The 22,281-nt window shown below is 62.9% G+C and carries 18 protein-coding genes, 1 tRNA gene and 2 pseudogenes (1 of these 21 only partly in view); 3 read left to right on the top strand and 18 right to left on the bottom strand.

Annotation, left to right across the window (positions count from 1 at the left end):
- Window positions 1-29: 29 nt before the first annotated feature.
- The 7 genes from epsF to H7U20_RS00720 all read right to left on the bottom strand — a co-directional run bounded on the left by epsF (window position 30) and on the right by H7U20_RS00720 (window position 9,025).
- Entirely contained in the window at window positions 30-1,439 is a 1,410-nt protein-coding gene (gene epsF, locus H7U20_RS00750; RefSeq protein WP_199517700.1) for a chain length determinant protein EpsF, read from the bottom strand.
- 57 nt (window positions 1,440-1,496) lie between these two features.
- Window positions 1,497-2,285 (bottom strand): polysaccharide export protein EpsE, encoded by a 789-nt coding sequence (gene epsE, locus H7U20_RS00745; RefSeq protein ID WP_199517699.1) that lies wholly within the window; start codon window positions 2,283-2,285, stop codon window positions 1,497-1,499.
- 37 nt (window positions 2,286-2,322) lie between these two features.
- Entirely contained in the window at window positions 2,323-3,291 is a 969-nt protein-coding gene (locus tag H7U20_RS00740; RefSeq protein ID WP_233410405.1) for an EpsD family peptidyl-prolyl cis-trans isomerase, read from the bottom strand.
- Between the two features lie 361 nt (window positions 3,292-3,652).
- Window positions 3,653-5,035, bottom strand: coding sequence for an undecaprenyl-phosphate glucose phosphotransferase (locus H7U20_RS00735; protein WP_199517698.1), 1,383 nt, complete (start codon window positions 5,033-5,035; stop codon window positions 3,653-3,655).
- Window positions 5,036-5,051: 16 nt separating this feature from the next.
- The gene (gene epsL / locus H7U20_RS00730; RefSeq protein WP_199517697.1) at window positions 5,052-6,272 is read right to left on the bottom strand and encodes an XrtB/PEP-CTERM-associated polysaccharide biosynthesis outer membrane protein EpsL; all 1,221 of its coding nucleotides are present in this window, start codon (window positions 6,270-6,272) and stop codon (window positions 5,052-5,054) included.
- Between the two features lie 50 nt (window positions 6,273-6,322).
- Entirely contained in the window at window positions 6,323-6,985 is a 663-nt protein-coding gene (locus tag H7U20_RS00725) for a CAAX prenyl protease-related protein (protein WP_199517696.1), read from the bottom strand.
- Between the two features lie 147 nt (window positions 6,986-7,132).
- Window positions 7,133-9,025, bottom strand: coding sequence for an ATP-binding cassette domain-containing protein (locus tag H7U20_RS00720; RefSeq protein ID WP_199517695.1), 1,893 nt, complete (start codon window positions 9,023-9,025; stop codon window positions 7,133-7,135).
- A 143-nt stretch (window positions 9,026-9,168) separates the two neighbouring features.
- On the opposite strand from H7U20_RS00720, the gene H7U20_RS00715 reads away from it, so the two are divergent.
- The 3 genes and pseudogenes from H7U20_RS00715 (at window position 9,169) to H7U20_RS00705 (ending at window position 10,617) form a co-directional block, all read left to right on the top strand.
- A tRNA-Arg gene (locus tag H7U20_RS00715) sits at window positions 9,169-9,243 on the top strand.
- A 174-nt stretch (window positions 9,244-9,417) separates the two neighbouring features.
- Window positions 9,418-9,722: pseudogene (locus H7U20_RS31065) on the top strand (Arm DNA-binding domain-containing protein); the annotation flags it as partial.
- A gap of 139 nt (window positions 9,723-9,861) precedes the next feature.
- Window positions 9,862-10,617 (top strand): tyrosine-type recombinase/integrase, encoded by a 756-nt coding sequence (locus H7U20_RS00705; RefSeq protein ID WP_377101651.1) that lies wholly within the window; start codon window positions 9,862-9,864, stop codon window positions 10,615-10,617.
- 269 nt (window positions 10,618-10,886) lie between these two features.
- Here H7U20_RS00705 and H7U20_RS00700 read toward each other — a convergent pair whose 3' ends face one another.
- The 11 genes and pseudogenes from H7U20_RS00700 to H7U20_RS00650 form a co-directional block, all read right to left on the bottom strand.
- Window positions 10,887-11,669 carry a toll/interleukin-1 receptor domain-containing protein gene (locus H7U20_RS00700; RefSeq protein ID WP_199517693.1) on the bottom strand — a complete coding sequence of 261 codons (783 nt, stop codon included), beginning with the start codon at window positions 11,667-11,669 and terminating at the stop codon, window positions 10,887-10,889.
- Entirely contained in the window at window positions 11,666-12,460 is a 795-nt protein-coding gene (locus H7U20_RS00695; protein ID WP_199517692.1) for a hypothetical protein, read from the bottom strand. Before H7U20_RS00695 ends, H7U20_RS00700 begins: the two co-directional genes overlap by 4 nt.
- Before the next feature lie 162 nt (window positions 12,461-12,622).
- On the bottom strand, window positions 12,623-13,180 hold the full coding sequence (locus H7U20_RS00690; RefSeq protein WP_199517691.1) for a TIR domain-containing protein: 558 nt from the start codon (window positions 13,178-13,180) through the stop codon (window positions 12,623-12,625).
- Complete coding sequence (locus tag H7U20_RS30010) at window positions 13,180-14,193, bottom strand: macro domain-containing protein (RefSeq protein ID WP_233410403.1); 1,014 nt, start codon at window positions 14,191-14,193, stop codon at window positions 13,180-13,182. Before H7U20_RS30010 ends, H7U20_RS00690 begins: the two co-directional genes overlap by 1 nt.
- A gap of 309 nt (window positions 14,194-14,502) precedes the next feature.
- Entirely contained in the window at window positions 14,503-14,892 is a 390-nt protein-coding gene (locus H7U20_RS00680; protein WP_199517690.1) for a RidA family protein, read from the bottom strand.
- A 20-nt stretch (window positions 14,893-14,912) separates the two neighbouring features.
- Complete coding sequence (locus H7U20_RS00675) at window positions 14,913-16,118, bottom strand: acyl-CoA dehydrogenase family protein (protein ID WP_199517689.1); 1,206 nt, start codon at window positions 16,116-16,118, stop codon at window positions 14,913-14,915.
- A gap of 1 nt (window position 16,119) precedes the next feature.
- Entirely contained in the window at window positions 16,120-16,974 is an 855-nt protein-coding gene (locus H7U20_RS00670) for an enoyl-CoA hydratase family protein (protein WP_199517688.1), read from the bottom strand.
- A gap of 13 nt (window positions 16,975-16,987) precedes the next feature.
- Window positions 16,988-17,536, bottom strand: coding sequence for a MarR family winged helix-turn-helix transcriptional regulator (locus H7U20_RS00665; RefSeq protein WP_233410402.1), 549 nt, complete (start codon window positions 17,534-17,536; stop codon window positions 16,988-16,990).
- A gap of 59 nt (window positions 17,537-17,595) precedes the next feature.
- Window positions 17,596-18,405, bottom strand: coding sequence for an SDR family NAD(P)-dependent oxidoreductase (locus H7U20_RS00660; RefSeq protein ID WP_199517687.1), 810 nt, complete (start codon window positions 18,403-18,405; stop codon window positions 17,596-17,598).
- Window positions 18,406-18,409: 4 nt separating this feature from the next.
- On the bottom strand, window positions 18,410-20,782 hold the full coding sequence (locus tag H7U20_RS00655) for a bifunctional salicylyl-CoA 5-hydroxylase/oxidoreductase (RefSeq protein WP_199517686.1): 2,373 nt from the start codon (window positions 20,780-20,782) through the stop codon (window positions 18,410-18,412).
- An 8-nt stretch (window positions 20,783-20,790) separates the two neighbouring features.
- Window positions 20,791-22,281 (bottom strand): annotated as a pseudogene (locus H7U20_RS00650) (AMP-binding protein) (it continues 173 nt past the right edge of the window).

Genomic DNA, 22,281 nt, shown 5'->3' with positions numbered 1-22,281 from the left:
AGCATGATTCATGGGAGTGTCCATAATGTTTAGTTCAAACGAAGGCGGCTGGGCAGCAGGGCGTTGAGCAGCTTGAACGAGCGGCGCGGTGGCGCGCTCCAGTTGATCGTGCCCAGCACGGGGATCTCCAGCACCTCGACGATGTCGTTCTCCGAGCGCACCCGGCGGTCGATCATCTCGGCGATCATGGCGAAGCTCAAACCGAGGAAGCCGCCGACGAAGATCGACAACAGGGTGTTGAGCACGACGCGCGGGCCGGACGGTTCGATCGGCGCCACGGCCGGGTTCAGCAGGGCCACGTCGGACTGTTCGGACTGGCCCTCGATGCGCGTCTGCGACAGGCGCAGCGAGGTGGCGTCGAAGGCGCGCTGGGCGCTCTCGACATCCTTCTGCAGCACGTTGAGTTCGTCGCGGGTGCGGTTCAGTTCAAGCACCTTGGCCTTTTGCGCCGCCAGTGCCGCGCGGATCGCGCCCTCGCGCTGGCCGAGGATCTGGGCGTTGTTGCCGACGCTGTTGGAGGTGGCGCGGATCTGGCTGTTCAGGTCGGCGCGCAGGTGGTCGACCTCGGCCTTGGCCGACTGGTACTGCGGGTGGTTCTTGTCCAGGCGCTGGGCCACTTCGGCGAACTTCGCCTCGGCCGCGCTCAGGCTCGCCTTCATGTTCTGCACCAGCGGATTGGCCGCCACGTCGGGCGACTCGGCGCCGCTGGCGCCCTGCGCCATGCGCTGGCGCGACGCCGCTTCCATTTGCTGACCCTGCGCCATGACCAACTGGGCCGACAGGTCGTTGAGGCGGTTCGACTCGACGTCGAGGCGGTTGTCCAGGCTGACGATGCCGGTCTCCTGCTGGTACTTCGACAGGCGGCTCTGCGCCGCCTCGACGCCGTCGCGCAGCAGCTTGGTCTGTTCGTTGAAGTAGATCGTGGCCTTCTTCATCGGATCGACCTTGAGCTGGATCGCCGCCTTCTGGTACTCGTCGGCGAAGGCGTTGGCGACGGCCGCGACGAATTGCGGATCGGCGCCCTTGAAGCTGATCTCGACGACGCTGCTCTCGCGCGCCGGCACGATGTCGAGCTTCTTCAGCAGCAGGTCGGCCAGCCAGTCGCGCACCGTGCCCTTGCCTTCGGTGGCCTCGTTGAACTGCTGGATGACGGCCGGGCTCTCGGCCAGCTTGAGCTGGTCGACCACGCGCAACGCCACGTTCTTGCTGGAGATGATGTCGATCTGCGTCGCCATGTAGCCGGGCATCAGCTGGCCGGGCATGGACAGGCCGGTGACCGGGTCGACACCCTTGTAGTTCAGCACTACGGACGAGGTCGCCTTGTAGGTCTTCGGCAACAGCAGGCTGACGATCACGGTGAGCGCGACGATCGTGAGCAAGGTCAGCAGGATGATCTTTTTGCGCGCGCGCAGGATCAAGAGGAACTGGGTGAAATTCATGATGGAACTCTCATGTCAAAGCAAAAAATGGGCGGAGGCGGCGGGCAGGGACGCGGCCTAGAACAGGCTTTCCTGCACGTACACGACGTCGTCGGGCAGCAGCAGGTCGTCGTGCTTGGCGGCGACCACTTGCAGGTGGCCGGCCGCGTCGCGCCGCTTGATGCGCACGCCGCGCTCGGTGCCGCGCGGGGTCAGGCCGCCGCCGGTCGACAGCGCCTGCAGCACGGTCATCGAACGCTCGAGGCGGAACACGCCGGGGCGCTGCACCTCGCCGTAGATGTAGAAGCGCTGGGCCCGTTCGACGAACAGCACGTCGTTGCCGGCCAGCTCGAAGTCGCGGCTCATGTCGCCGCTGCGCACCATGTCGACGATGTCGACCTGCTCGCGGGTGGCCTTGCCGTCGCGCTTGCGGATCAGGCTGACCGTGTCGCTGCCGTCGGCGGCGATGCCGCCGGCCAGGGCCAGCAGGTCGAGGATGCTACGCTTGCCGTCGATCGGGAAGCGGCCCGGGCGGTTGACCTGGCCGAGCACCGAGACCAGCTGGCTTTGCAGCAGGGTGACCAGGATGTTGACCTGGGGCTTCTTGACGAAGCCGCCCTTTTCCAGCAGCTCGGCGATCTTGTGCTCGGCGGCCGAGGTCGACAGGCCGCCGACGGCGACCTCGCCGATCAGCGGGAAGGTCAGACTGCCCTTCTCGCTGATGCGCGTCTCCGTGGTCAGGTCGGGGCTGCCGTACACCGACAGCTTGACGACGTCGCCGGCGCCCAACTGCACGTCGGCCGCGCTGACGCCACCCATGCCCAGCGCCAGACAGGCCGCCGCGATCCAAAATCCTAAACGTTTCATATGTTTTCCAATGCGGTTAAATAAGGGGGCGTAGGGCTTACTTCAGGCCGGCCACGCCGCGCTCGTTGGCGTCGCCGGTCGAGGCGGCCGGTTTGGCGGCGGCCGGCGCGGCGGCGGCCGGTTCGGTTTTCGCCAGCGCCTTGTTCAGGTACTCGATCTTGGCGGCGGCGCGCAGGCGCGCCAGCTCGGCGTCGGTGGCCACCTTCATCTTCTGGTTCTGCAGGAACTGCTCGATCTGCGCGCGGGCCTGGTCCAGCGCCACCGGCGCGTCCTTGACCTCGCTGATCACGCTGACGATGGTGCGCTCGCCCTCGCGCACCAGGAACAACTGGCCCTTCGGCATGGCCAGCAGCTTGCTCGACATCTCGGGCGGCAGGTCGGCGGTGCTGCGCGCCAACTGGCCGCGGCTGAACTGCACCTTGTGCGCGTCGAGCCAGGCGGCGGCCTCGTCGAGCGACTTGAAGCCGTCGACGGCGCCCTTGAAGCCCTCGTTGGCCTCCTTGCCGGAGAACACCACCTGCTGCATGCCGAACATCTTGCGGTTGGCGAAGAAGGTCGGGTTCTTGGCGAAGTAGGCCTCGACCTCCTCCTTGGTGGGACGGGCCACGGTGCCGATGCGCTTCTGCAGGTAGGCCTGGGCGACGATCAGCGCCTTGGCGCGTTCGATCGCCTGCATCACTTTCGGGTCGCGGTCGAGCTTCTCGCGGCCGGCCTCGATCTGCAACAGCTGACGGTCGATCAGCGACTCGAGCAACTGCTTGCTGGCCGCCTCCTGTTGCGTCGCGCTGGCGCCGGAGCGCTGCAGCTCCTCGTTCAGCTGCAACACGGTGATCTCTTCGCCGTTGACGTTGACCAGGGCCTGGCCCGGTTTCTTTTCCTTGTCGCCGCAGGCCGACAAGCCGGCGGCGGCGAGCAGCACCATGGCCGCGCACAACAGGCGTTGGCGGGCGGCCGGACGGGTGCGGCGGGATGGACGGACGGCGTTTGCGTTGGTAAAGTGGCTCAAGATAAATCCTTTAATATTATTGCACTGCGTTGTCGCCGGCCCCGGGGGGCGCGGCACGATGCGGACCATCCAGCCTGCGCCCGGCGCCGCGAGCGGCGCGCCGTCCGAGCGGGCGCGGCAGGTGCCCCTCAGCAAGAACGTCACAAAAAAGTAACAGAAAATCACAAAAATAGCATGTTGGAAGTATGCATCCTGTCAACAGACTTGTCAATCTTGTAAAGAATTCGGCGCTATGCGGGCGCCCGCCCGGCGCCGCCGGCGGAGGCCCGCGGCCACGCCAAATTCTAACGTATGTCAAGGCGCCGGGCGAGCTTTCCCGCTGGCCGAGGCATGATTCTCGCCGTAAAAACTTAAGCTTCTGTTAATGGGCGTTTTCGCGCTTCAACACCACCTTGACCGTGCGCAGGATGATCCACAGGTCGAGCCACAGCGACCAGCTGCGCAGGTAGTCCAGGTCGAAGCTGATGCGCGCCTCCATCTTGTCGAGCGTCTCGGTTTCGCCACGCAGGCCGTTGACCTGGGCCCAGCCGGTGATGCCCGGCTTGACCTTGTGGCGCAGCATGTAACCCTTGATCAGCTTGCGGTACTGCTCGTTGTGCGCCACCGCGTGCGGCCGCGGCCCGACGATGCTCATGCGGCCCTGCAACACGTTGATGAACTGCGGCAGCTCGTCGAGCGAGCTGCGGCGCAGGAAGCCGCCGATGCGCGTCAGGCGCTGGTCGTTCTTGGTCGCCTGCACCACCTTCGAGCCGTCCTCGGCCACCGTCATCGAGCGGAACTTGTAGACGATGATCTCCTCGCCGTACAGGCCGTAGCGGCGCTGGCGGAAGATCACCGGGCCGGGCGAGCTGAGCTTGACGGCGATGGCGATCAACAACATGATCGGCAACAACATCACCTGGATCAGCAGGCCCAGCACGATGTCGCTGCCGCGCTTGACCATGCTGTTGAAGCCGGTGAACGGCGACTCGCAGATGGCGATCACGGGCATGCCGCCGACGTTGTCGAAGCGCGCCTGCATCAGGTCGAACACATAGATGTCGGGCAGGAAGTAGACCGAGGCGGTGGTGTCCTGCAGCTCGTCGAGCAGCTTGCGGATGCGCGGCTGGGCCGAGATCGGCTGGCTGATGAAGATCATCTTGATCTGGTGGGTGCGCACGAACAGCGCGATGTCGGACATCTTGCCGAGCATCGGGTGGCTCATGTGCGGCGGATGGCGGTCCTCGGTGCGGTCGTCGAAGTAACCGCGCACGCTCATGAACAGGTTGGGGTTGCGCTCGATGACCGAGGCGAACTTCACGCCGACGTCGTTGGCGCCGATGATGACCACCGAGCGCACCTCGCTGGCCTTGCCCGGACCGGAGCCGATGCTGCGCACCGCCAAGTGGCTCGACAGCAACAGGAAGGGGGTGCAGACGAACCAGGCCAGCATGACGTTCTCGTCATAGTGGTAGGACAGGCCGCTGACCATGCCGATCAGCACCAGCACCGCCACCGTCACCGTCCAGCCGACCAGGATGTCGCGCGCGTAGGCCAGCATGCGGCCGCTGCGCCAGGTGCGGTAAGGATCGACGTGCTCGTAGACCGAGGTCGAGATGTAGAACGCCAGCACCATCAACACCATCGAGTAGCCGGTAAAGGGCACGCCGAACAGCATCGAAAACAGGTACTGCGTACCCATGATGATCAGGGGGTCGAGCACCCGCTGGAAAAACGAAATTAAGGGAATATCATTGACCGTCATGTTAACTTTTCAATACTTAGAACTGAACGTTCGCACTAAGCGAAACGCTGTTGGACCGATACGGGGTGGTGAAGGCCGACTGACCACTGCGCGCGTCGTGGTTCAAGGAGGCGCCCAACTGCACGCTGCGCAGCGGCGCGTAGTTGACGCCCAGCGTGGCCGTGCGGGTGCTGTCCTGCACGTTCGCGGTGGCGTTGATCAGGCCGGCGAATTCGCGCTTGGCGTAGCGCAGGCTGGCCTGGGTCGAGATCTTGCTCGTGTTGACCCAGGTCGCCGCCAGGCTGGTGCCCTTGCTCAGGCTGTAACTGGCGTTGTTGCCCTCGAAGGGCTGGAACTCGCGCCAGCCGGAGCCGACCAGCCGCACGCCGGCCGTCGGCAGCCAGGTGACGTCGAGCCGGCCCTGCACGCCGCTCGAATCGCGCTGCGAGAACAGGGTGTGGCTGCGCTTCGAGCGGCCACCCTGGAAGCGCAGCTGGGTCGCCGCGCTGTAGTTCCAATACACCTTCAACTGCACATCGTCCTGTTTGAAACTCTCGTCGTCGACGAAGGGGCCGAAGCGCAGCGGGTGCGGATAACTGCCCTTCAAGCGGCGCACCAGCAGACCGATCGTGCTGCCGCTGGCGGCCAGGTAGTCAATGCCGAGCTCGCCACGGTTTTCATTGCGGTCGAGGTAGCTCTGCGAGGCCAGCGAATAGTCGTACTTGTCGCGGCCGACGCGGCTGTGCAGGCGCCAACTGGGGTGCAGCCGCCAGTTGGCGTCGAGGAAGCCGCCGCGGGCGCCGCGGATGTTCTTCTCGGTCGAGTGGAAATCGCTGAACGAGGACAAGGTCTCGTTGTAAGTGCCGCCCAGCGCGCCCTCGAAATGGTTGCCGAGCTGCCAGTTCAAGGTGGCGTTGGCGTCCTTGCCGACATAGTTGAGTTGATCGAAGCGGCTAAAGTCGACCCGGGTCACCTTGGCCGAGGCGATCAGCGTCTGGCGCCCGATCGGACGCTCGACGGCCAGGCCGGCCACCAGCATCTTGGTGTTGTCCGACTCCGGTCCGCCCGGCCCCTGCCGATCCGGCACGCGGAACAGGTTGTCGTCGTGCACGTAAGAGATGCCGACGAACGGTTGCAGGGTGTCGCTCAGGGCGGCCGTCGCGGGCGCGCTGAACAGGCTGCCCAGCAACAAGGCGAGCGGAGAGCAGTGGCGCACCACCGGCAGGCTATCGAAGTTTTTTCGCAAGGAGCTCAACATTGTCATTCGTCTTTGGGTGGGGAAACGACTATTCATGGCAATTAACAATATTACCAGTAAGTCCAGTGGGCAGTAAAAATTATCCAAACGCCGAGCACGCCGTTGGTCACGGCGTGCGCCAGCACGGCTGTCCACAGGCTACGGCTACGCATATACAAGACGCTATAGGCGGCGCCGGCAACGATGCCGGCAAGCCACAAACTGTGCTCGAAACCGAATAATATCACAGTGACAATAAAAGCTTTAAATCTAACGTGCGCGGGGTTCACGTTCAGGAAATCGGCGCGCTCGATCCAGCGCATGAGGAAGGAACGCCAGAACAATTCCTCCATCACCGGCACCACCACGGCCGCGCCGAGCAGGCGCAACGCCACCAGCGTCCAGTCGATTTGCCCGTCGGTGCGCGGATCGAAGCCGGCCGAGCCGCCCAGCGCCATCCAGGGGGCGTCGAGATTGATCCACAACAGGAACACCAGCAGACCGGCGGCGACGGCGGCGGCGACGGCGCGCCAGTCCGGCCGCGCCGGCAATAGTTCGACGTAGCTGCGCCGGTAATAAACCAGGGCGGCCAGCACGGCGGCGATTTTGATCGGATATAACCAGCGCAGTTCCGCGCCGCTCCAGCCCAGACGGCCGAGCAGGTCGGCGATAGCGATGAAGGCCATGTAGATGGCGAAGGGCAGCACGCGCGCCAGGGTGGCGCGCTCAAACATGGCGGCCCGGCGCGGTGGCGAGGAAGGTTGGCGGCATGGCGTTCCGGCGGATTGAGATGGCATCATTATATTTGATGCAACCCGCCCTGCCTATGCCGCGCCGGAATTTTTTGTTGCGCCGCACCAAGTGGCGCGGCGCGGCGACGCTCAGCCCTTGCTGCGCGCCTCGATCTGCTCCCATTTCTCCAGCGCCAGCAGCAGCTCGCCTTCGATTTCACTGACCCTGCCCTGGATGCGCTTGGACTCGGCCGCGTTCTTCTTGTAGAAGTCCGGGTCGGACAACTGCAGCGCCAACGCGCTCTGCTCGTCCTCCAGGGCGGCGATCAGCTTGGGCAGCTCGTCGAGTTCGCGCTGCTCCTTGAAGCTGAGCTTTTTCGCCTTGGCGGCGGGCGCGGCGGCCGGCTCGGCCTTGGCCGCAGCCTTGGCCGGCGTGGTCGGCGCGGCGACCGTGCGCACGCGTTCCCAGTCGGTATAGCCGCCGACGAACTCGCGCCACTTGCCCTCGCCCTCGGCGACGATGACCTGGGTCACCACGTTGTCGAGGAAGGTACGATCGTGGCTGACCAGGAAAACGGTGCCGGTGTAGTCTTCCAACAATTCTTCCAGCAGCTCCAGGGTGTCGATGTCGAGATCGTTGGTCGGCTCATCGAGCACCAGCACGTTGGCCGGCTTGGCGAACAGGCGCGCCAGCAGCAGGCGGTTGCGCTCGCCGCCGGACAAGGACTTGACCGGCGAGCGGGCCCGCTCGGGGGCGAACAGGAAGTCGTTCAGATAGGTCATCACGTGGCGCCGCTGGCCGTTGATCTCGACCCAGTCGCTACCCGGGGCGATGGTCTCCATCAGGTTGGCCTCCTCGTTGAGCTGGCTGCGCATCTGGTCGAAGTACGCCACCTGCAACTTGGTGCCGAGGCGGATGCTGCCGGTGTCCGAGCTTTCCTGGCCGAGGATCATCTTCAACAGCGTGGTCTTGCCGGCGCCGTTGGCGCCGATCAGGCCGACCTTGTCGCCGCGCAGGATGGTGCCGCTGAAGCCCTGCACGATGACCTTGTCGCCATAGGTCTTGGAGACGTTGTCCAGGTCCGCCACGATCTTGCCCGAGCGCTCGCCGGCCGACACGTCCAGCTTGACCTGGCCCTGCTGCTCGCGGCGCGCCACGCGCGTCAGGCGCAAGGCCTCAAGGCGGCGCACGCGGCCCTCGTCGCGCACGCGGCGCGCCTTGACGCCCTTGCGTATCCACACCTCTTCCTGGGCGAGGAACTTGTCGAACTTGGCGTTCTCGACTTCCTCGATCTCCAGTTGCTCTTCCTTGCGCACCTGATAGGCGGTGAAGTTGCCCGGATACGACAGCAGGCGGCCACGGTCGAGTTCGATGATGCGGGTCGCCACGTTGTCGAGGAAGCTACGATCGTGGGTGATGAACAGCACGCTGCCCTTGAAATCGCGCAGCAGGCCCTCGAGCCACAGGATGGAGGTGAAATCCAGATGGTTGGTCGGCTCATCGAGCAGCAACACTTCGGGCGCCGACACCAGGGCGCGGGCCAGCGCGACGCGCTTCTGCATACCGCCCGAGAGCGTCTTCATCAGCATGTCGCCGGTCAGGTTCAGCCGGTCGAGCACGGTGGCCACCTTGTTCGGCAGGCTCCAGGCGTCGGCCGCGTCGAGCAGCACCTGGACGTCGTGCATGCGTTCCATCACGGCGTCGTCGTTGCCCATGCCGAACTGGCCGGTCAGCGCGTCGTATTCCTTGAGCAGCGCGGGCAGCTCGCCCATGCCGGCGGCGACGGCGTCGTACACGCTCATCTCCGGGTCGAACACCGGCTCCTGCTCGACGTAGGCGATGCGGATGCCTTGCTGCATGGTCAACAAGCCGTCGTCGAGCTTGAAACGGCCCGAGATGACCTTCAGGAGGGAGGACTTGCCGGTGCCGTTGCGGCCGATCAGGCCGACGCGCTCGCCCGTTTCCAGGGAAAATTCCGCGTGGTCGAGCAGGGCGACGTGGCCGAACGCCAGTTGCGCCGAAGAAAGAGAGATGACTGCCATAGTGAGTATGAGATGCTCGAACGCGCCCGTTCAGGACGAAACCGCGCCGATTTGATGAGGGAAAGCACGCATTGTACCGACTGGCGCGCAATCACGGCCAAATTCCGTGATACGTCGGCTATAATTGCGCTCGATTTCGTGTCCTCCCCGTAGCACAATGGATAGTGCACATGCCTCCTAAGCGTGGGATACTGGTTCGATTCCAGTCGGGGGGACCATACAGTTGTTCTAAGAATTCCGATCGAATCCAACAAACCCGCCTCCGTCATGGGAGCGCGGGTTTTTTGTTGTCCAAACCATTCCGAGGGGGAGCATCAGATACCAACATTTTCTTGGTGCTTTTGTTGGTACTTCTTTCGAACCTAAAACCAGAGACCGACAACGGAGGCGCCCTGGCCCCAACAGACACGCTCGTCAGACAGGTCAAGCACAGCGGCGCGCCCGCAGGCGACAAGTACACCGACGGACACAGCATGATCCTTTTGGTGAAAGCGATAGGCAAGTACTGGCGAATGAACTATCGTTTTGCTGAGAAAAAAACCTTGGCGCTAGGCGTCTAACTAGGTGCCTATCCAGCGGTCACGCTTGCCAAATCGCGCAAACGCCGGGGGAGGAAGCAAGAGAACTACTTGCGGACGGCATCGACCCTAGCCAGGAAAAACAGGACGACAAGCGAACGAAGATTTCGGCCGCAGCACCCACCTGGGCACTTCGAAAAACCACTAAATTGTCGTTCCCGCGCAGGCGGGAATCCATGCTGAGCCAATGGTCATGCGGGGTATGGATTCCGACCTGCCCGGGAACGACGGTTTTTCCAGGGTCCCGCCTTTGAAATCGTGGCGCGCGCATGGTTAACCCAAACAGCGCCTGACCGTGCATCCATCACCCAAGAGAACGTGATGAACTGGCTGAGTAACAATGTTTTTCCCTTCATCGGGAAGAAACCGATTTCTGCGATTACTCCGCGTGACGTACTGTCGGCTTTACAAAAAATCGAAGATCGCGGCGTGATCGATTCGGCGCATCGCGTCAAGCAAATTTGCGGACAAGTGTTCCGCTTCGCCGTAGCCAGCGGCTTTGCAAGCCGTGACGTTACTGTCGACTTGAAGGGCGCTCTGGCAGTGCCGAAAAAGGGACATTTTGCCGATATCACGGAACCCAAACAGGTCGGCGCCCTATTACGCTCCATTCACGGCTACAGCGGCCATCCGTATGCGATAGCGGCATTGAAACTGTCGCCGCTGGTGTTCGTCCGCCCAGGCGAATTGCGCGCAGCAGAATGGGCCGAGATCAATCTAGAAGCGGCCGAGTGGCGCATATCCGGTCAAAAAATGAAAATGGACAACGATCACATCGTGCCCCTATCAACGCAAGCAGTGGAAATCCTACGTTCGGTGTTGCCGTTGTCCGGCCACACGAAGTTTGTATTTCCAAGCATACGCACCACCGACCGGTGCATGAGCGAAAACACCGTCAATGCAGCGCTAAGGGGCTTGGGTTATAGCAAGGAGATGATGACTGCCCAGGGCTTCCGCGCCATGGCGCGCACAATTATGGCCGAGGTGCTAGGCGAGCGTGTCGATTTAATTTAGCATCAACTTGCTCACGCCGTCAAAGATCCCAACGGACGCGCCTACAATCGAACCAGCCATTTACCAGCACGTCGTGAAATGATGCAACGCTGGGCCGACTACTTAGATAATCTCAAAATTGGCGCGCAGATAATTTCTATGCACAGGTAGCGCCTACGAGTAAATTCTCTACGGTTGCTGAGTTCAACAATGAGTGGAGCCACAACCATAGGCGTGGCTCTATTCATCTAAAGGGAGAGTCGATTTATTGAAAACTGCTGAAAGCGACATCAGCCGGTAATCATTGTCATTGGTATGCTCTTAAACTGACCTTTCGATACCTCATGCATCACAACAAGGAGGGGTATCGCAACACCTTCAGGGCAAGTCACGCACATAACAACAGGATGGCCCGGCACAGTAGCCCGGTCCAGCCCCAGAAGCTTTCCGAATCCTTCGCGTCCGTCTGCCAGCGTCATAGGGAACGGCTCACTGCTCTTGTATGCAGATTCACCCGGCATTCCAAATACGAAGTTGCTCAAGTCATTTGTGAAGAAAAGCATAAAGCTACTGATCGGAGACATGAATTGCGTCGCCTCAACAGTCACCTCCCAGACAAGCCCATTAACACGAATTTTCGCATGCAAGTTCGAAAACGTCGTGTTTTCTGCGGTATATGTATTTTTTCCGGAAACAACGTCAAGCGTCTGGCGAATAGCAACATCAAGCCCAGCGCCAAAAAGGTCTATATACAGAGTCTGAAGAAGTAGCGCAGGCATATCGCTACCATCGATCCGAATTGGAATAAATTTTATACTTCCACCTGCAGCTTTGACCAAAGCGTTTTGCCACTCTAGTTTAACCATGTTGCTTGCAAGGCTATTCTTCGACACGAAAAATAGGAAATACTTACACGACTCGATGCCGGTATTCATTTTATCGATGATGCCGTCACCCGGTTGAATTGCCCACGAATCGTAAAATATATTCTCTTGGCCAAATACCTCGCGAAGCTTTATCGCGAATTGTTCAATTACAGGTTTATCTTTGTTATTATGCGACAGAAAAATCATTCGCTTCTCTCACTTCCAGTCTGATTGTCGGGCGTATAACTGTACTCTACTTTCAATGGCAAATCAGACATTGCGTAATGGACAAACTGTTTTCCCAACTCGGTCAATTCATAAAGGTCATTCACGTCAAAGGCCGAAGTCAATACCTTACTCGCCCCTGCAGGAGCCTTCTTAGCTGGCTGTTTCGGAATAAAATTGCCAGAATAATCCGTTTCGCGATGCTGACGAATTATACCTCCTGTAGAAAGGTCTCGTATCAGAAGCTTGTACAGGTCGGCATCCGCTGAGTCCTCTCGAACCGTAGGCTTGGCTAACGAATGCCAAACACCTCCCCGAGAGATTCCTCTTTCACCAACTTCATATATTTTAGCGATAACCTGAAAGTGCAATTCAGAGTATAACCCTAGCCAGTCGATGAACAATCGGATGACGTCATCGCTAGACAACGCTGATGCTGCCGCGTTCGCAAGAATGTTTCGAATCCAGACGCGCTTGCTTTCGCTTTCGGCACCGGCCCACTCCCGAAAAGTTTTCCTTATAAGACTTTGATATTCCTTGCTCTGCACACGCTCTGCAATTTTCTCGTCGTGGAGGTCAAGGCGGGCCATTATTTCAAGGATGGTAGCTTCCTTTTCCCTCAACTCATCCTTAATCATCCGAACCCATTGTTCCAGGAACCGGTTCACTTTTTCTTGCTCTTTGTCATGCCACTTGGTCACGACAACCCGGAGCAACTCAGACGTGATGCCATCACCGTCAGGCATGGGCGTAGTAACATCAGTACTTATCATTTTTAAGCCTTTGCGGTTGGTTCTATCGGCGACCAATGCTTAAAACTGCACAGAAAATTATTTCGACTAAAACCAGTATCTGACGTCCAGCTATTACACGGGCAATTTACAGAAAATGCCCTCCCCTTGCTTTGTTTAACTTATAATTAAATCGTTCAACACCTAGCCTTCAATGCCAAAGCTCTTATACGCTTCGTCACTGTAGTATCCGTAACCTTTGCCAGGTGGAGGATTGTTATGTGAGAACTGCCCCATAGCGTTCATCAGCACCGTTTTTTTGAATGGTACGTGGATGACATTGGCGGTGCCATTTTCAATCCTACGTTTCAACGCTTCCGGCCAGTAGGACACAAGAGCGGCAGGATTTCGGATGGGCTTATCATAGTCAACGTAAGTGGCGATAATTGGAATTTTATACTTGTCCACAGCGTTCTCAATTTCAAAGGGCACCCAGTCGGTATCGCTCTTCGTAGTTCCTCCGATGATTAGCACCATGTTCTTGGAGTTTGCAAGCCGCTCGTGTAGCGACCGGCGCAAAGTGGCAGCTTGGCTGGTGTCACGTACTGCCGAAGCCTTTTCGTGGCTATTCACCAGTGTGAACTCGTCGTCTGGCTTGAAAGACCAAGCACGCATTAATTGGTAGTACTTAATATCAGACTGCCCCGGTATGTTTGTGCCGTTCGCATGAAATGCCACGTAAGTGCCGTTCCTGTAAGCCATCACTTATCCTTCCAGTAACTTTTCACATCCCTCAAATCGAGGTCGTCAAATCGGTCTCGATGCAAAACGACACGAATACGTTTCGTGATCTCATGGGCCTTGGTTTCCGTTATCGCAGATAACACGATCAGGTTCAAAAGGTCTCGGGTAGGCAGCCCAAGTCCGGATAATCCACTGCCCATAAGCGGAACATTCAGCGGCATTGCATTGCATTCGTTGCGCGCACGTTTCCATAGCGAGTTGATCGCATTCCAAAGCATTGTAACGTCCGCGTTTGCCTTGCATGTCAATGGGTCATTGCGAGTTAGCGCAAAGAGTAAGTATTGATCGTTGTTTGATTTGACCATAGCTGTTGTGCCAATCTCATACTTGACATTCTTCCCTTCGACCTTAGCCGCTTCGGAAGTTGAAGGGTATGGAGCTAACTCGGCAACCAGTTGATCGTCAAACGGCTGAGGATGTCCGCCGAAACATTTAGTTATCAGCAAGCCATGGAGGCTCTGAGGTGAGACCGGCTTTCCAAGCTTGCTGTCGAAATATTCGTTTACTGCGATAGCTCTAATTCCGCCTTGAGAGAATAAGTCTCCAAACACAATCTCAATACACGTTGCGCAATTAGCAATCTGGATTTCTACCTTAGATGGCTTCCAAACTGTCTTTGATGCATAGAAGATACTTGCGATGGTAACGACACCTAGAGCGATCGGGGCTTTAACACCAGCATCGGGTAGGAAGAAATCGATGGCGCTAGCCAAAGTAAATAGACCACTGAAAGCTACGAAGGCCACAGAAAGGAACTTCTTCCAGTCGCGTGTCGCTCCGCGCCAGAGATCAACACTGCCGGACTTAAAGCTCATATTTTCGCTGACGATATATTTGGTTACGACCATTGTACATCGGATAACTTCTTGTGCTAAATAAATATGCGTTGCTCTCACTTGGGCAGGGTCAACCGATCCGGTCTGCCTCCCCATCAAAAAACTATCAAAGCGGCCCTTCACTCTAGAAGCCATTGATAATTTCACCACATCTAAAACCTATGGATAGAAAAGAACGCGATGCCAACATACGGCTATGCGCGCACCTCGACCGTTGAACAGGTCGCGGGTTTCGCAAATCGAATCTCAAAATTGAAAGGCGCTGGCTGTACGGATCAATCGATCTACCAAGAGCAGATCAGCAGCGTCAAAATGGAAGACTGAGTCGAGTTCGCCGGGGTGCTATCTGTGCTGAAGGCGGGCGTCCCGCTCGTCTTCAGCAACTTGCTTGGCCAATCGTTTCCCCATCGTATGTTCGGGCGTCGCTCCAGGCGCGCGGCGCCGCTACGGCAGCACCGCCGTCACCTCAATCTCCACCCGCGCCCGCGGCTCCAGCAAGCCGGCCACCTGCACCGCCGTCATGGCGGGATAGTGCGCGCCGATCAGCTCGCGGTAAGCGATGCCGATCTCCTTGTAAGCCGCGACGTACTCCTGCTTGTCGAGCACGTACCAGGTCATGCGCACGATGTGTTCCGGCCGCGCGCCGGCCTCGGCCAGCACCGCCACCACATTGAGCAGCGCCTGCCGCACCTGGCCGGCGAAGTCGTCGGTATGGAACACGCCCTGCCCGTCCCAACCGATCATGCCGCTGACGCAGACCATCCTGCCGCTGGCCGCCACGCCGTTTGAATAGCCGCGCGGCCGCGTCCAGCCCTCGGGTTGCAAAAATTCCATGGTGTTGCCTTTCCAGTATCCTAAATTGCCGGCGCCGCCGCCGGCGCGCCGTTGAGCAGTTCGCGCGCGATGATCAACTGCTGCACCTCGCTGGCGCCCTCGTAGATGCGCAGCGCGCGGATCTCGCGGTACAGCCGCTCGACCGGATGCTCGCTGACCACGCCCAGGCCGCCGAAGATCTGCACCGCCGCGTCGATCACCTGCTGCGCCGTCTCGGTGGCGGTCAGCTTGGCCATCGCCGCCTCCTTCGTCACGCGCGCGCCTTGGTCGCGCTGCCAGGCGGCGCGGTAGGTCAGCAAGGCGGCGGCGTCGATGCCGGTGGCCATCTGCGCCAGCTTGGCCTGGGTCAGCTGGAAGTCGGCCAGGCGCTGGCCGAACATTTGCCGCTGCTGGCAGTGCGCCAGCGCCTCGTCGAAGGCGCGGCGGGCGAAGCCCAGCGCCGCCGCCGCCACCGAGGTGCGGAACACGTCGAGTGTGGCCATCGCCACCTTGAAGCCCTGGCCCGGTTCGCCGATCAGGCGCGCGGCCGGCACGCGGCAGTCGGTGAAGCGCAGCCGCGCCAGCGGATGCGGCGCGATCACGGCTATGCGTTCGGCGATGGAGAAGCCCGGCGTGTCGGCGTCGACGATGAAGGCGGAGATGCCGCGCGCGCCGCGTGTCTGGCCCGGCTCGGCGCCCTCGCCGCTGCGGGCGAACACCACGTAGAAGTCGGCGATGCCGCCGTTGGAAATCCAGGTCTTCTCGCCGTTGAGCACATAATGCTCGCCGTCGCGCACGGCGGCGCACTGCATGGCGGCGACGTCGGAGCCGGCCTGCGGCTCGGACAGGGCGAAGGCGGCGATGGCCTCGCCGGCCGCCACCCGTGGCAGGTAGCGGGCGCGGTTGTCGGCGCTGCCGAACAGGCTGATGGCGCCCGAGCCCAGGCCCTGCATGGCGAAGGCGAAATCGGCCAGGCCGGCGTGGCGCGCCAGCGTCTCGCGGATCAGGCAGATCGCGCGCGTGTCGATCGCCGCGCCGGCGCCGCCGTGCTCGACGCCGGCGACGGCGTGGCGCAACCAGCCGGCCGCGCCGAGCTGGCGCACCAGCGCGCGGCAGGCCGCGTCGACGTCGCTGCCATGGCCGTGCGCGCCGCGCATCTCAGCGGCGGCCCAGGCGTCCAGCTCGCGCTCCAGCGCGGCGTGGTGCGGCGCGAAGAACGGCCATTCCAAATACGATTTGTCGGACATCTCAATCCCCCTCGAATTGCGGTTTTTGCTTGGCCACGAAGGCGTGGTAGGCGCGGTGGAAGTCGTTGGTGGCCATGCAGATGGCCTGCGCCTGCGCCTCCGCCTCGATGGCCTCGTCGACGCCCATGTTCCACTCCTGCTGCAGCATTTTCTTGGTCATGCCGTGGGCGAAGGTGGGGCCGTCGGCCAGCCCCCGCGCCAGCGCGCGCGCGGCCGCCAGCAAAGCGTCTGGCTCGTGCAGGCTGTTGAAAAAGCCCCAGCGCTCGCCCTCCGCGCCGCCCATCGAACGGCCGGTGTAGAGCAATTCGGACGCCCTGCCCTGGCCGATCAAACGTGGCAGCAGCGCGCAGGCGCCCATGTCGCAGCCGGCCAGGCCGACCCGGGTGAACAGGTAGGCGGTCTTGCTGCGCGCCGTGCCGAGGCGCATGTCGGCGGCCAGCGCCAGCATGGCGCCGGCGCCGACGCAAATGCCGTCGATCGCCGCCACCACCGGTTGCGGGCAGGCGCGCATGGCCTTGACCACGTCGCCGGTCATGCGCGCGAAGGCCAGCAGGCCGGGCATGTCCAGCTTGGTCAGCGGACCGATGATCTCGTGCACGTCGCCGCCGGAGCAGAAGTTTTCGCCGGCGCCGGTGATGACGATGGCCTTGACGTCGTCGGCGTAGGCCAGCGCGCGGAACAACTCGCGCAGCTCGGCGTAGGAGTCGAAGGTCAAGGGGTTCTTGCGCTCGGGCCGGTTCAGGGTCAGCGTGGCGACGCCGTCGGCCACGTCGAAGAGGAAGTGGCGCGCCCGGTAGCCGGCCAGGCTGGCGCGGTTGCCGGGCAGTTGCTGGGCTTCGCCGGAAAGGTATCGCATGGTGGTGTCCTCGTTATGGTTTGTCGTCTGGCGCGTTCAAGTGCCGTTTCATTTGCGACAGCAGCGCGATCAGCTGGCTCTTGTCGGCGCCCGACATGTCGTGCAGCAGCTCGGCGACCCAGCCCTCGTGCACCGCCGCCATGGTGGCGAAGGCGCGCCGGCCGGCGCCGGTCAGCTTGACGCTGTAGGCGCGGCCGTCCTTGGGGTCGGGCACGCGCAGCACCAGCTTCTCCTGCTCCAGCTGGTCGGTGATGCCGGTGATATTGCCGCCGGTGACCATCATGCGCTTGGACAGTTCGCCCATGCGCAGGCCGTCCGGGTAACGCTCCAGCTGCGCCATCAAATCGAAGCGCGGCAGCGTGATGCCGAAATTGGCGCGCAGCCGGCTGCGGATTTCGTTCTCGATCTTGACGGTGCACGACAGCATGCGCAGCCACAGCTTGAGCGACTGGTGGTGATCGTCGGTCAGGCGGCTCGACAGGTCGAGCACCGGTTCGCCGGCCTCGCCCGTCTCTCCAGCCTCGCCCGCGCCGACGCCCTCGGTGTTATCGGAAAATGACATCGGGTTCCTTGCTAGATGCGCTGATTGGATTCATTGGCTGTCTCATATGCTCATATGCCTCACATGACTTCGCCGCCGGCCACGGCGATCGCCTGGCCGTTCATCGCCGCCGACTCGGGCAGGCACAACCAGACCACCGCGTTGGCCACCTCCTCGCACTGCACCAGGCGCTGCTGCGGATTGGCGCCGGCCAGTTCGGCGCGCGCCTGCTCCTCGCTGCGGCCGGTCTTGGCGACGATGTTGGCCACCGCCGCGCGCACGATGTCGGTTTCGGTGTAGCCGGGGCAGACGGCGTTGACGGTGACGCCCTTGGCCGCCACCTCCAGCGCCAGCGCCCGCGTCAACCCGACCACGCCGTGCTTGGCGGCGACATAGGCCGACACGTAGCGGTAGCCGACCAGCCCGGCCGTCGAGGCGATGTTGACGACGCGGCCCCAGCGCGCCTCCAGCATGGCCGGCAGCGCCGCCTGGGTGCAGTGGAACACGCCGCTCAAGTTCACCGCCAGCATGCGCTGCCACAGCGCCGCGTCGGTCTTCAGGAAGGTCGCCGGTTCGGCCTGGCCGGCGTTGTTGATCAGGATGTCGATACGGCCGAAACGCTCGGCCGCGCGGGCGAAGGCGCCCTGCACCGCCGCCTCGTCGGCCACGTCGAGCGCCTCGACGCCGACCTCGCCGAGCGCGCTCATTTCGCGCTGCGCCTGCAACAGCGCGGCCACGTCGCGACCGGCCAAGGTGACGCGCACGCCGCGCAGCAGCAAGGCGCGCGCGCAGGCGGCGCCGATGCCGCGCGCGCCACCCGTCACCAGCGCGTGCTTGCCGGCCAGGGTGTTGGCCGGGGTGTTGGCCGGCGTAGTTGCCAATGTCGTCATGTCCTCAACCCTCCAATAACTTGGCCGCCACCTGCTGCGCACTGAGGCCGCCACTGGCCGCCGCCAGTTGGCGCTCGCGTTCCAGATTGCGCTCCAGTTGCTGCTTGCCCGGCTGATATTGCTTCGGCCAACCGACCGCGCGGTAGCCGATGCGGGCCGCCTCGGCCAGAGTCCAGGCCGGATTGGCCAGGTGCGGCCGGCCCACCGCGCACAGGTCGGCGCGGCCGGCGGCGATGATGCCGTTGGCGTGGTCGGCCTCGAAGATCGAGCCGACGGCGATGGTGGCGATGTCCGCCTCGTTGCGCACGCGATCGGCGAACGGGGCCTGGAACATGCGGCCGTAAATGGGTTTTTCGCGCTTGCTGACCTGGCCGGACGAGCAGTCGATCAAATCGGCGCCGGCCGCCTTGAACAGGCGCGCGATGGCCACCGCGTCGTCCGGCGTGATGCCGCCCTCGACCCAGTCGTGCGCCGAAATGCGCACGCTCATCGGCTTGTGCTGCGGCCAGGCCGCGCGCATCGCGGCGAACACGCGCAGCGGAAAGCGGCAGCGGTTTTCCAGGCTGCCGCCGTAGTCGTCGCCGCGCTGGTTGGTCAACGGCGAGATGAAGGACGACAGCAGATAGCCGTGCGCGCAGTGCAGCTCCAGCCAGTCGAAGCCGGCCGCGTCGGCGGCCAGGGTGGCGCGCACGAAGTCGGCCGCCACCCGCGCCATCTCGGCCTCGCCCATTTCGCGCGCCGTTTGCGAGACGCCGGCCAAGTACTGCTGCGGCGAGGCCGACCACAGCGGCCAGTTGCCCTCGTCGAGCGGCTGGTCGATGCCGTCCCACATGGCGTGGGTCGAACCCTTGGCGCCGGCGTGGCCCAGTTGCAGCGCGATCTTGGCATCGCTACTCGCATGGACGAAGTCGACGATGCGCCGCCACGCCGCCGTGTGGGCCGCCGTGTACATGCCCGGACAGGCCGGCGTGATGCGCGCCTCGGCCGAAACGCAAGTCATCTCGGCGAACACCAGCGCGGCGCCGCCCAGCGCCCGCGCGCCCAAATGCGCCAGGTGGTAGTCTCCAACGATACCGTCGACGGCGCTGTACTGCGCCATCGGCGAGACCAGGATGCGGTTCTTCAAGGTCAGCCCGCGCACCTTGAACGGCGTGAACATCGGCGGGATCGCCAGGTTCGCCGGCGGCGCCACGCCGGCCTGGGCGAAGGCGCGTTCGGCGAACCAGCTTTCGAAGCCGGCCACGTAGGCGGCGTCGCGCAGGCGCAGGTTCTCGTGCGACAGGCGCTGGCTGCGCGTCAGCATCGAGTAGGCGAACTGCGGCGCCTGCATCGTGCTGTAGCGCTGCACGTTCTCGAACCACTCCATCGAATTGCGCGCCGCGCTCTGGATCTTCAACACCTCGACCGCGCGCACCGACTGGTAGGCGGCCAGCGCCGCCGCCGTCTCCTCATGCGCAGCGAAGCAGCGCGCCAGCTCGATGGCGTCCTCCAGCGCCAGCTTGGTGCCGGAACCGATCGAGTAATGCGCCGAGTGGGCGGCGTCGCCCATCAACACCACCGGCGTGGCGCCGTTCCAGTGCACCCACTGCGCACAGACGATGCGCGGGAACTTGATCCACACGCTGGAGCCGCGCAGGTGGCCGGCGTTCGACAGCAGCGCGTGGCCGTCCAGCTGCTCGGCGAACAAGCGCTCGCAGAAGGCGATGCTCTGCTCCTGGCTCATCTCCTCCAGCCCGGCGGCGCGCCACACCGTCTCCGGCGCCTCGACGATGAAGGTGGAGGTGTCGCCGTCGTACTGGTAGATGTGGGCCTGGAACCAGCCGTGCGCGGTCTGCTTGAAGGCGAAGGTGAAGGCGTCGAACTTTTTCTTGGTGCCCAGCCAGACGAAGCGGCATTGGCGCGCTTCGATCTGCGGCGCGTAGGTGGCGGCGTAGCGGCCGCGGATGCGGCTGTTCAAGCCGTCCGAGGCGATCACCAGGTCGGCGCCGTACCTGGCCGCCAATTCCTGGTCGTCGACGACGTCGGTCTCGAACACCAGCTCCACGCCCAGCTGCTCGCAGCGCTGCTGCAGGATGTTGAGCAGGCGCTTGCGGCCGATGCCGCAAAAGCCATGGCCGCCCGAACTGACCTTGGCATCCTTGAAATGGATGTCGATGTCGTCCCAGTGGTTGAACGATTGCAGGATCGCGCGCGCGGTCTCCTCGTCGGCGTTCATCAGGTTGCCCAAGGTCTGGTCGGAGAACACCACGCCCCAGCCGAAGGTGTCGTAGGGGCGGTTGCGCTCGACCACGGTGATGCGGTGGGCCGGGTTCTGCAGCTTCATCAACAGGCTGAAATACAGGCCGGCCGGACCGCCGCCTATGCAAACAATATTCATGGCATTCTTCACGAAGTGGTGGCCGCGTCGCGCAGCTTGAAGCGTTGCAGCTTGCCCGTCTCGGTGCGCGGCAAGGTGCTCAAAAAGCGCACCGCGCGCGGATATTTGTAGGGCGCGATCTGCCCCTTGACGAACTCCTGCAGCTCGGCCGCCAGCCGCGCGCTCGCCTGGTGGCCGGGCTTGAGCACCACATGCGCCTCGACGATCTGGCCGCGCTCCTCGTCGGCGCGGCCGACCACGCCGCATTCGGCCACCGCCGGATGGCGCAGCAGGGCGTCCTCCACCTCCGGCCCGGCGATGTTGTAGCCGGCCGAGATGATCATGTCGTCGGTGCGCGAGCGGTAGTAGAAGTAGCCGTCGGCATCCATCTCGTAGGCGTCGCCGGTCAGGTTCCAGCCGTTCAGCACATACTCGCGCTGGCGCTCGTCGGCCAGGTAGCGGCAGCCGGTCGGCCCCTTCACCGCCAGCCGGCCGATCACGCCGGGGCCGACCGGTTGGCCGTCGCGGTCCAGCACGCAGGCCCGGTAGCCGGGCACCGGCTTGCCGGTGGCGCCGGGGCGGATCTGCTGGTCGGCCGCCGCAATGAAGATGTGCAGCAGCTCGGTGGCGCCTATGCCGTCGATCATCGCCAGGCCGCTGGCCTGCTGCCAGCTCTCGCGCGTGGCCAGCGGCAGCGCCTCGCCGGCCGACACGCTCTGCCGCAGGCTGGATAAATCGTACTTGGCGGCCAACGGCGCCATCTGCCGGTAGAAGGTCGGCGCGGTGAAGCAGACGGTGGCGCCGTGCCGTTCGACCGCCTGCAGCAGCGACTCCGGCGTCAGCTTCTCCAGCAGCACGGCGCTGGCGCCGACCCGCAGCGGGAACAGCAGCAGGCCGCCCAGGCCGAAGGTGAAGGCCAGCGGCGGCGTGCCGATGAAAACGTCGTCGGCGCGCGAGCGCAGCACCTCGCGCGGGAAGCAGTCGCAGATCGCCAGGATGTCGCGGTGGAAGTGCATGGTGCCCTTGGGGACGCCGGTGGTGCCCGAGGTGAAGCTGATCAGGCAAATGTCGTCGGCCGCCGTGTCGACCGCCTCGAACTGCGCCGGCTGCTCGGCCATGCGGGCCTCCAGCGAGTTGGCGGCATGGGCGGCTCCGGCGGCGCCGCCCTCGCCCGCCTCACAGCCGAAGTACAGCACCTTGGCCGGCAGGCCCGGCGCGGCGTCGAGTTCGGCGCGCAGGCCGTCGGCACACAGCGCCGCGTTGACCTCGGCCTTGGCGAGGATGGCGCCCAGCTCGCGCGCGCGCAGCAGCGGCATGGTCGGCACGGCGACGCAGCCGGCCTTGAACACCGCCAGCACGCAGGCGGCCATCAGCGGAGTGTTGGCGCCGCGTAGCAGCACGCGGTTGCCCGGCACCAGTCCCATGGGGCCGCGCAGCACGTGGGCGATGCGGTCGACCTGGCGCTGCAGCTCGGCGTAGGTCCAGCTCTGCGTATCGCTGCGGATCGCCGGACGCGCGCC

Origin of the sequence: Rugamonas violacea (assembly GCF_016461825.1) — a bacterium.
Taxonomy (GTDB): domain Bacteria; phylum Pseudomonadota; class Gammaproteobacteria; order Burkholderiales; family Burkholderiaceae_D; genus Rugamonas.
The sequence above is the reverse complement of the archived record's forward strand: the minus strand, read 5'-3'. Positions and strand labels throughout refer to the sequence as shown.

Bases quoted from the DNA above. Each gene is read 5' to 3' on its own strand.
- H7U20_RS00720 (WP_199517695.1), bottom strand. From the start codon at position 9,025: ATGGCAGTCATCTCTCTTTCTTCGGCGCAACTGGCGTTCGGCCACGTC.
- H7U20_RS00675 (WP_199517689.1), bottom strand. From the start codon at position 16,118: ATGTCCGACAAATCGTATTTGGAATGGCCGTTCTTCGCGCCGCACCAC.
- epsE (WP_199517699.1), bottom strand. From the start codon at position 2,285: ATGAAACGTTTAGGATTTTGGATCGCGGCGGCCTGTCTGGCGCTGGGC.
- H7U20_RS00700 (WP_199517693.1), bottom strand. From the start codon at position 11,669: ATGATTTTTCTGTCGCATAATAACAAAGATAAACCTGTAATTGAACAA.
- epsL (WP_199517697.1), bottom strand. From the start codon at position 6,272: ATGTTGAGCTCCTTGCGAAAAAACTTCGATAGCCTGCCGGTGGTGCGC.
- H7U20_RS00680 (WP_199517690.1), bottom strand. From the start codon at position 14,892: ATGGAATTTTTGCAACCCGAGGGCTGGACGCGGCCGCGCGGCTATTCA.
- H7U20_RS00670 (WP_199517688.1), bottom strand. From the start codon at position 16,974: ATGCGATACCTTTCCGGCGAAGCCCAGCAACTGCCCGGCAACCGCGCC.
- H7U20_RS00695 (WP_199517692.1), bottom strand. From the start codon at position 12,460: ATGATAAGTACTGATGTTACTACGCCCATGCCTGACGGTGATGGCATC.
- H7U20_RS30010 (WP_233410403.1), bottom strand. From the start codon at position 14,193: ATGGCTTCTAGAGTGAAGGGCCGCTTTGATAGTTTTTTGATGGGGAGG.
- H7U20_RS00660 (WP_199517687.1), bottom strand. From the start codon at position 18,405: ATGACGACATTGGCAACTACGCCGGCCAACACCCCGGCCAACACCCTG.
- epsF (WP_199517700.1), bottom strand. From the start codon at position 1,439: ATGAATTTCACCCAGTTCCTCTTGATCCTGCGCGCGCGCAAAAAGATC.
- H7U20_RS00665 (WP_233410402.1), bottom strand. From the start codon at position 17,536: ATGTCATTTTCCGATAACACCGAGGGCGTCGGCGCGGGCGAGGCTGGA.
- H7U20_RS00725 (WP_199517696.1), bottom strand. From the start codon at position 6,985: ATGTTTGAGCGCGCCACCCTGGCGCGCGTGCTGCCCTTCGCCATCTAC.
- H7U20_RS00690 (WP_199517691.1), bottom strand. From the start codon at position 13,180: ATGGCTTACAGGAACGGCACTTACGTGGCATTTCATGCGAACGGCACA.
- H7U20_RS00735 (WP_199517698.1), bottom strand. From the start codon at position 5,035: ATGACGGTCAATGATATTCCCTTAATTTCGTTTTTCCAGCGGGTGCTC.
- H7U20_RS00655 (WP_199517686.1), bottom strand. From the start codon at position 20,782: ATGAATATTGTTTGCATAGGCGGCGGTCCGGCCGGCCTGTATTTCAGC.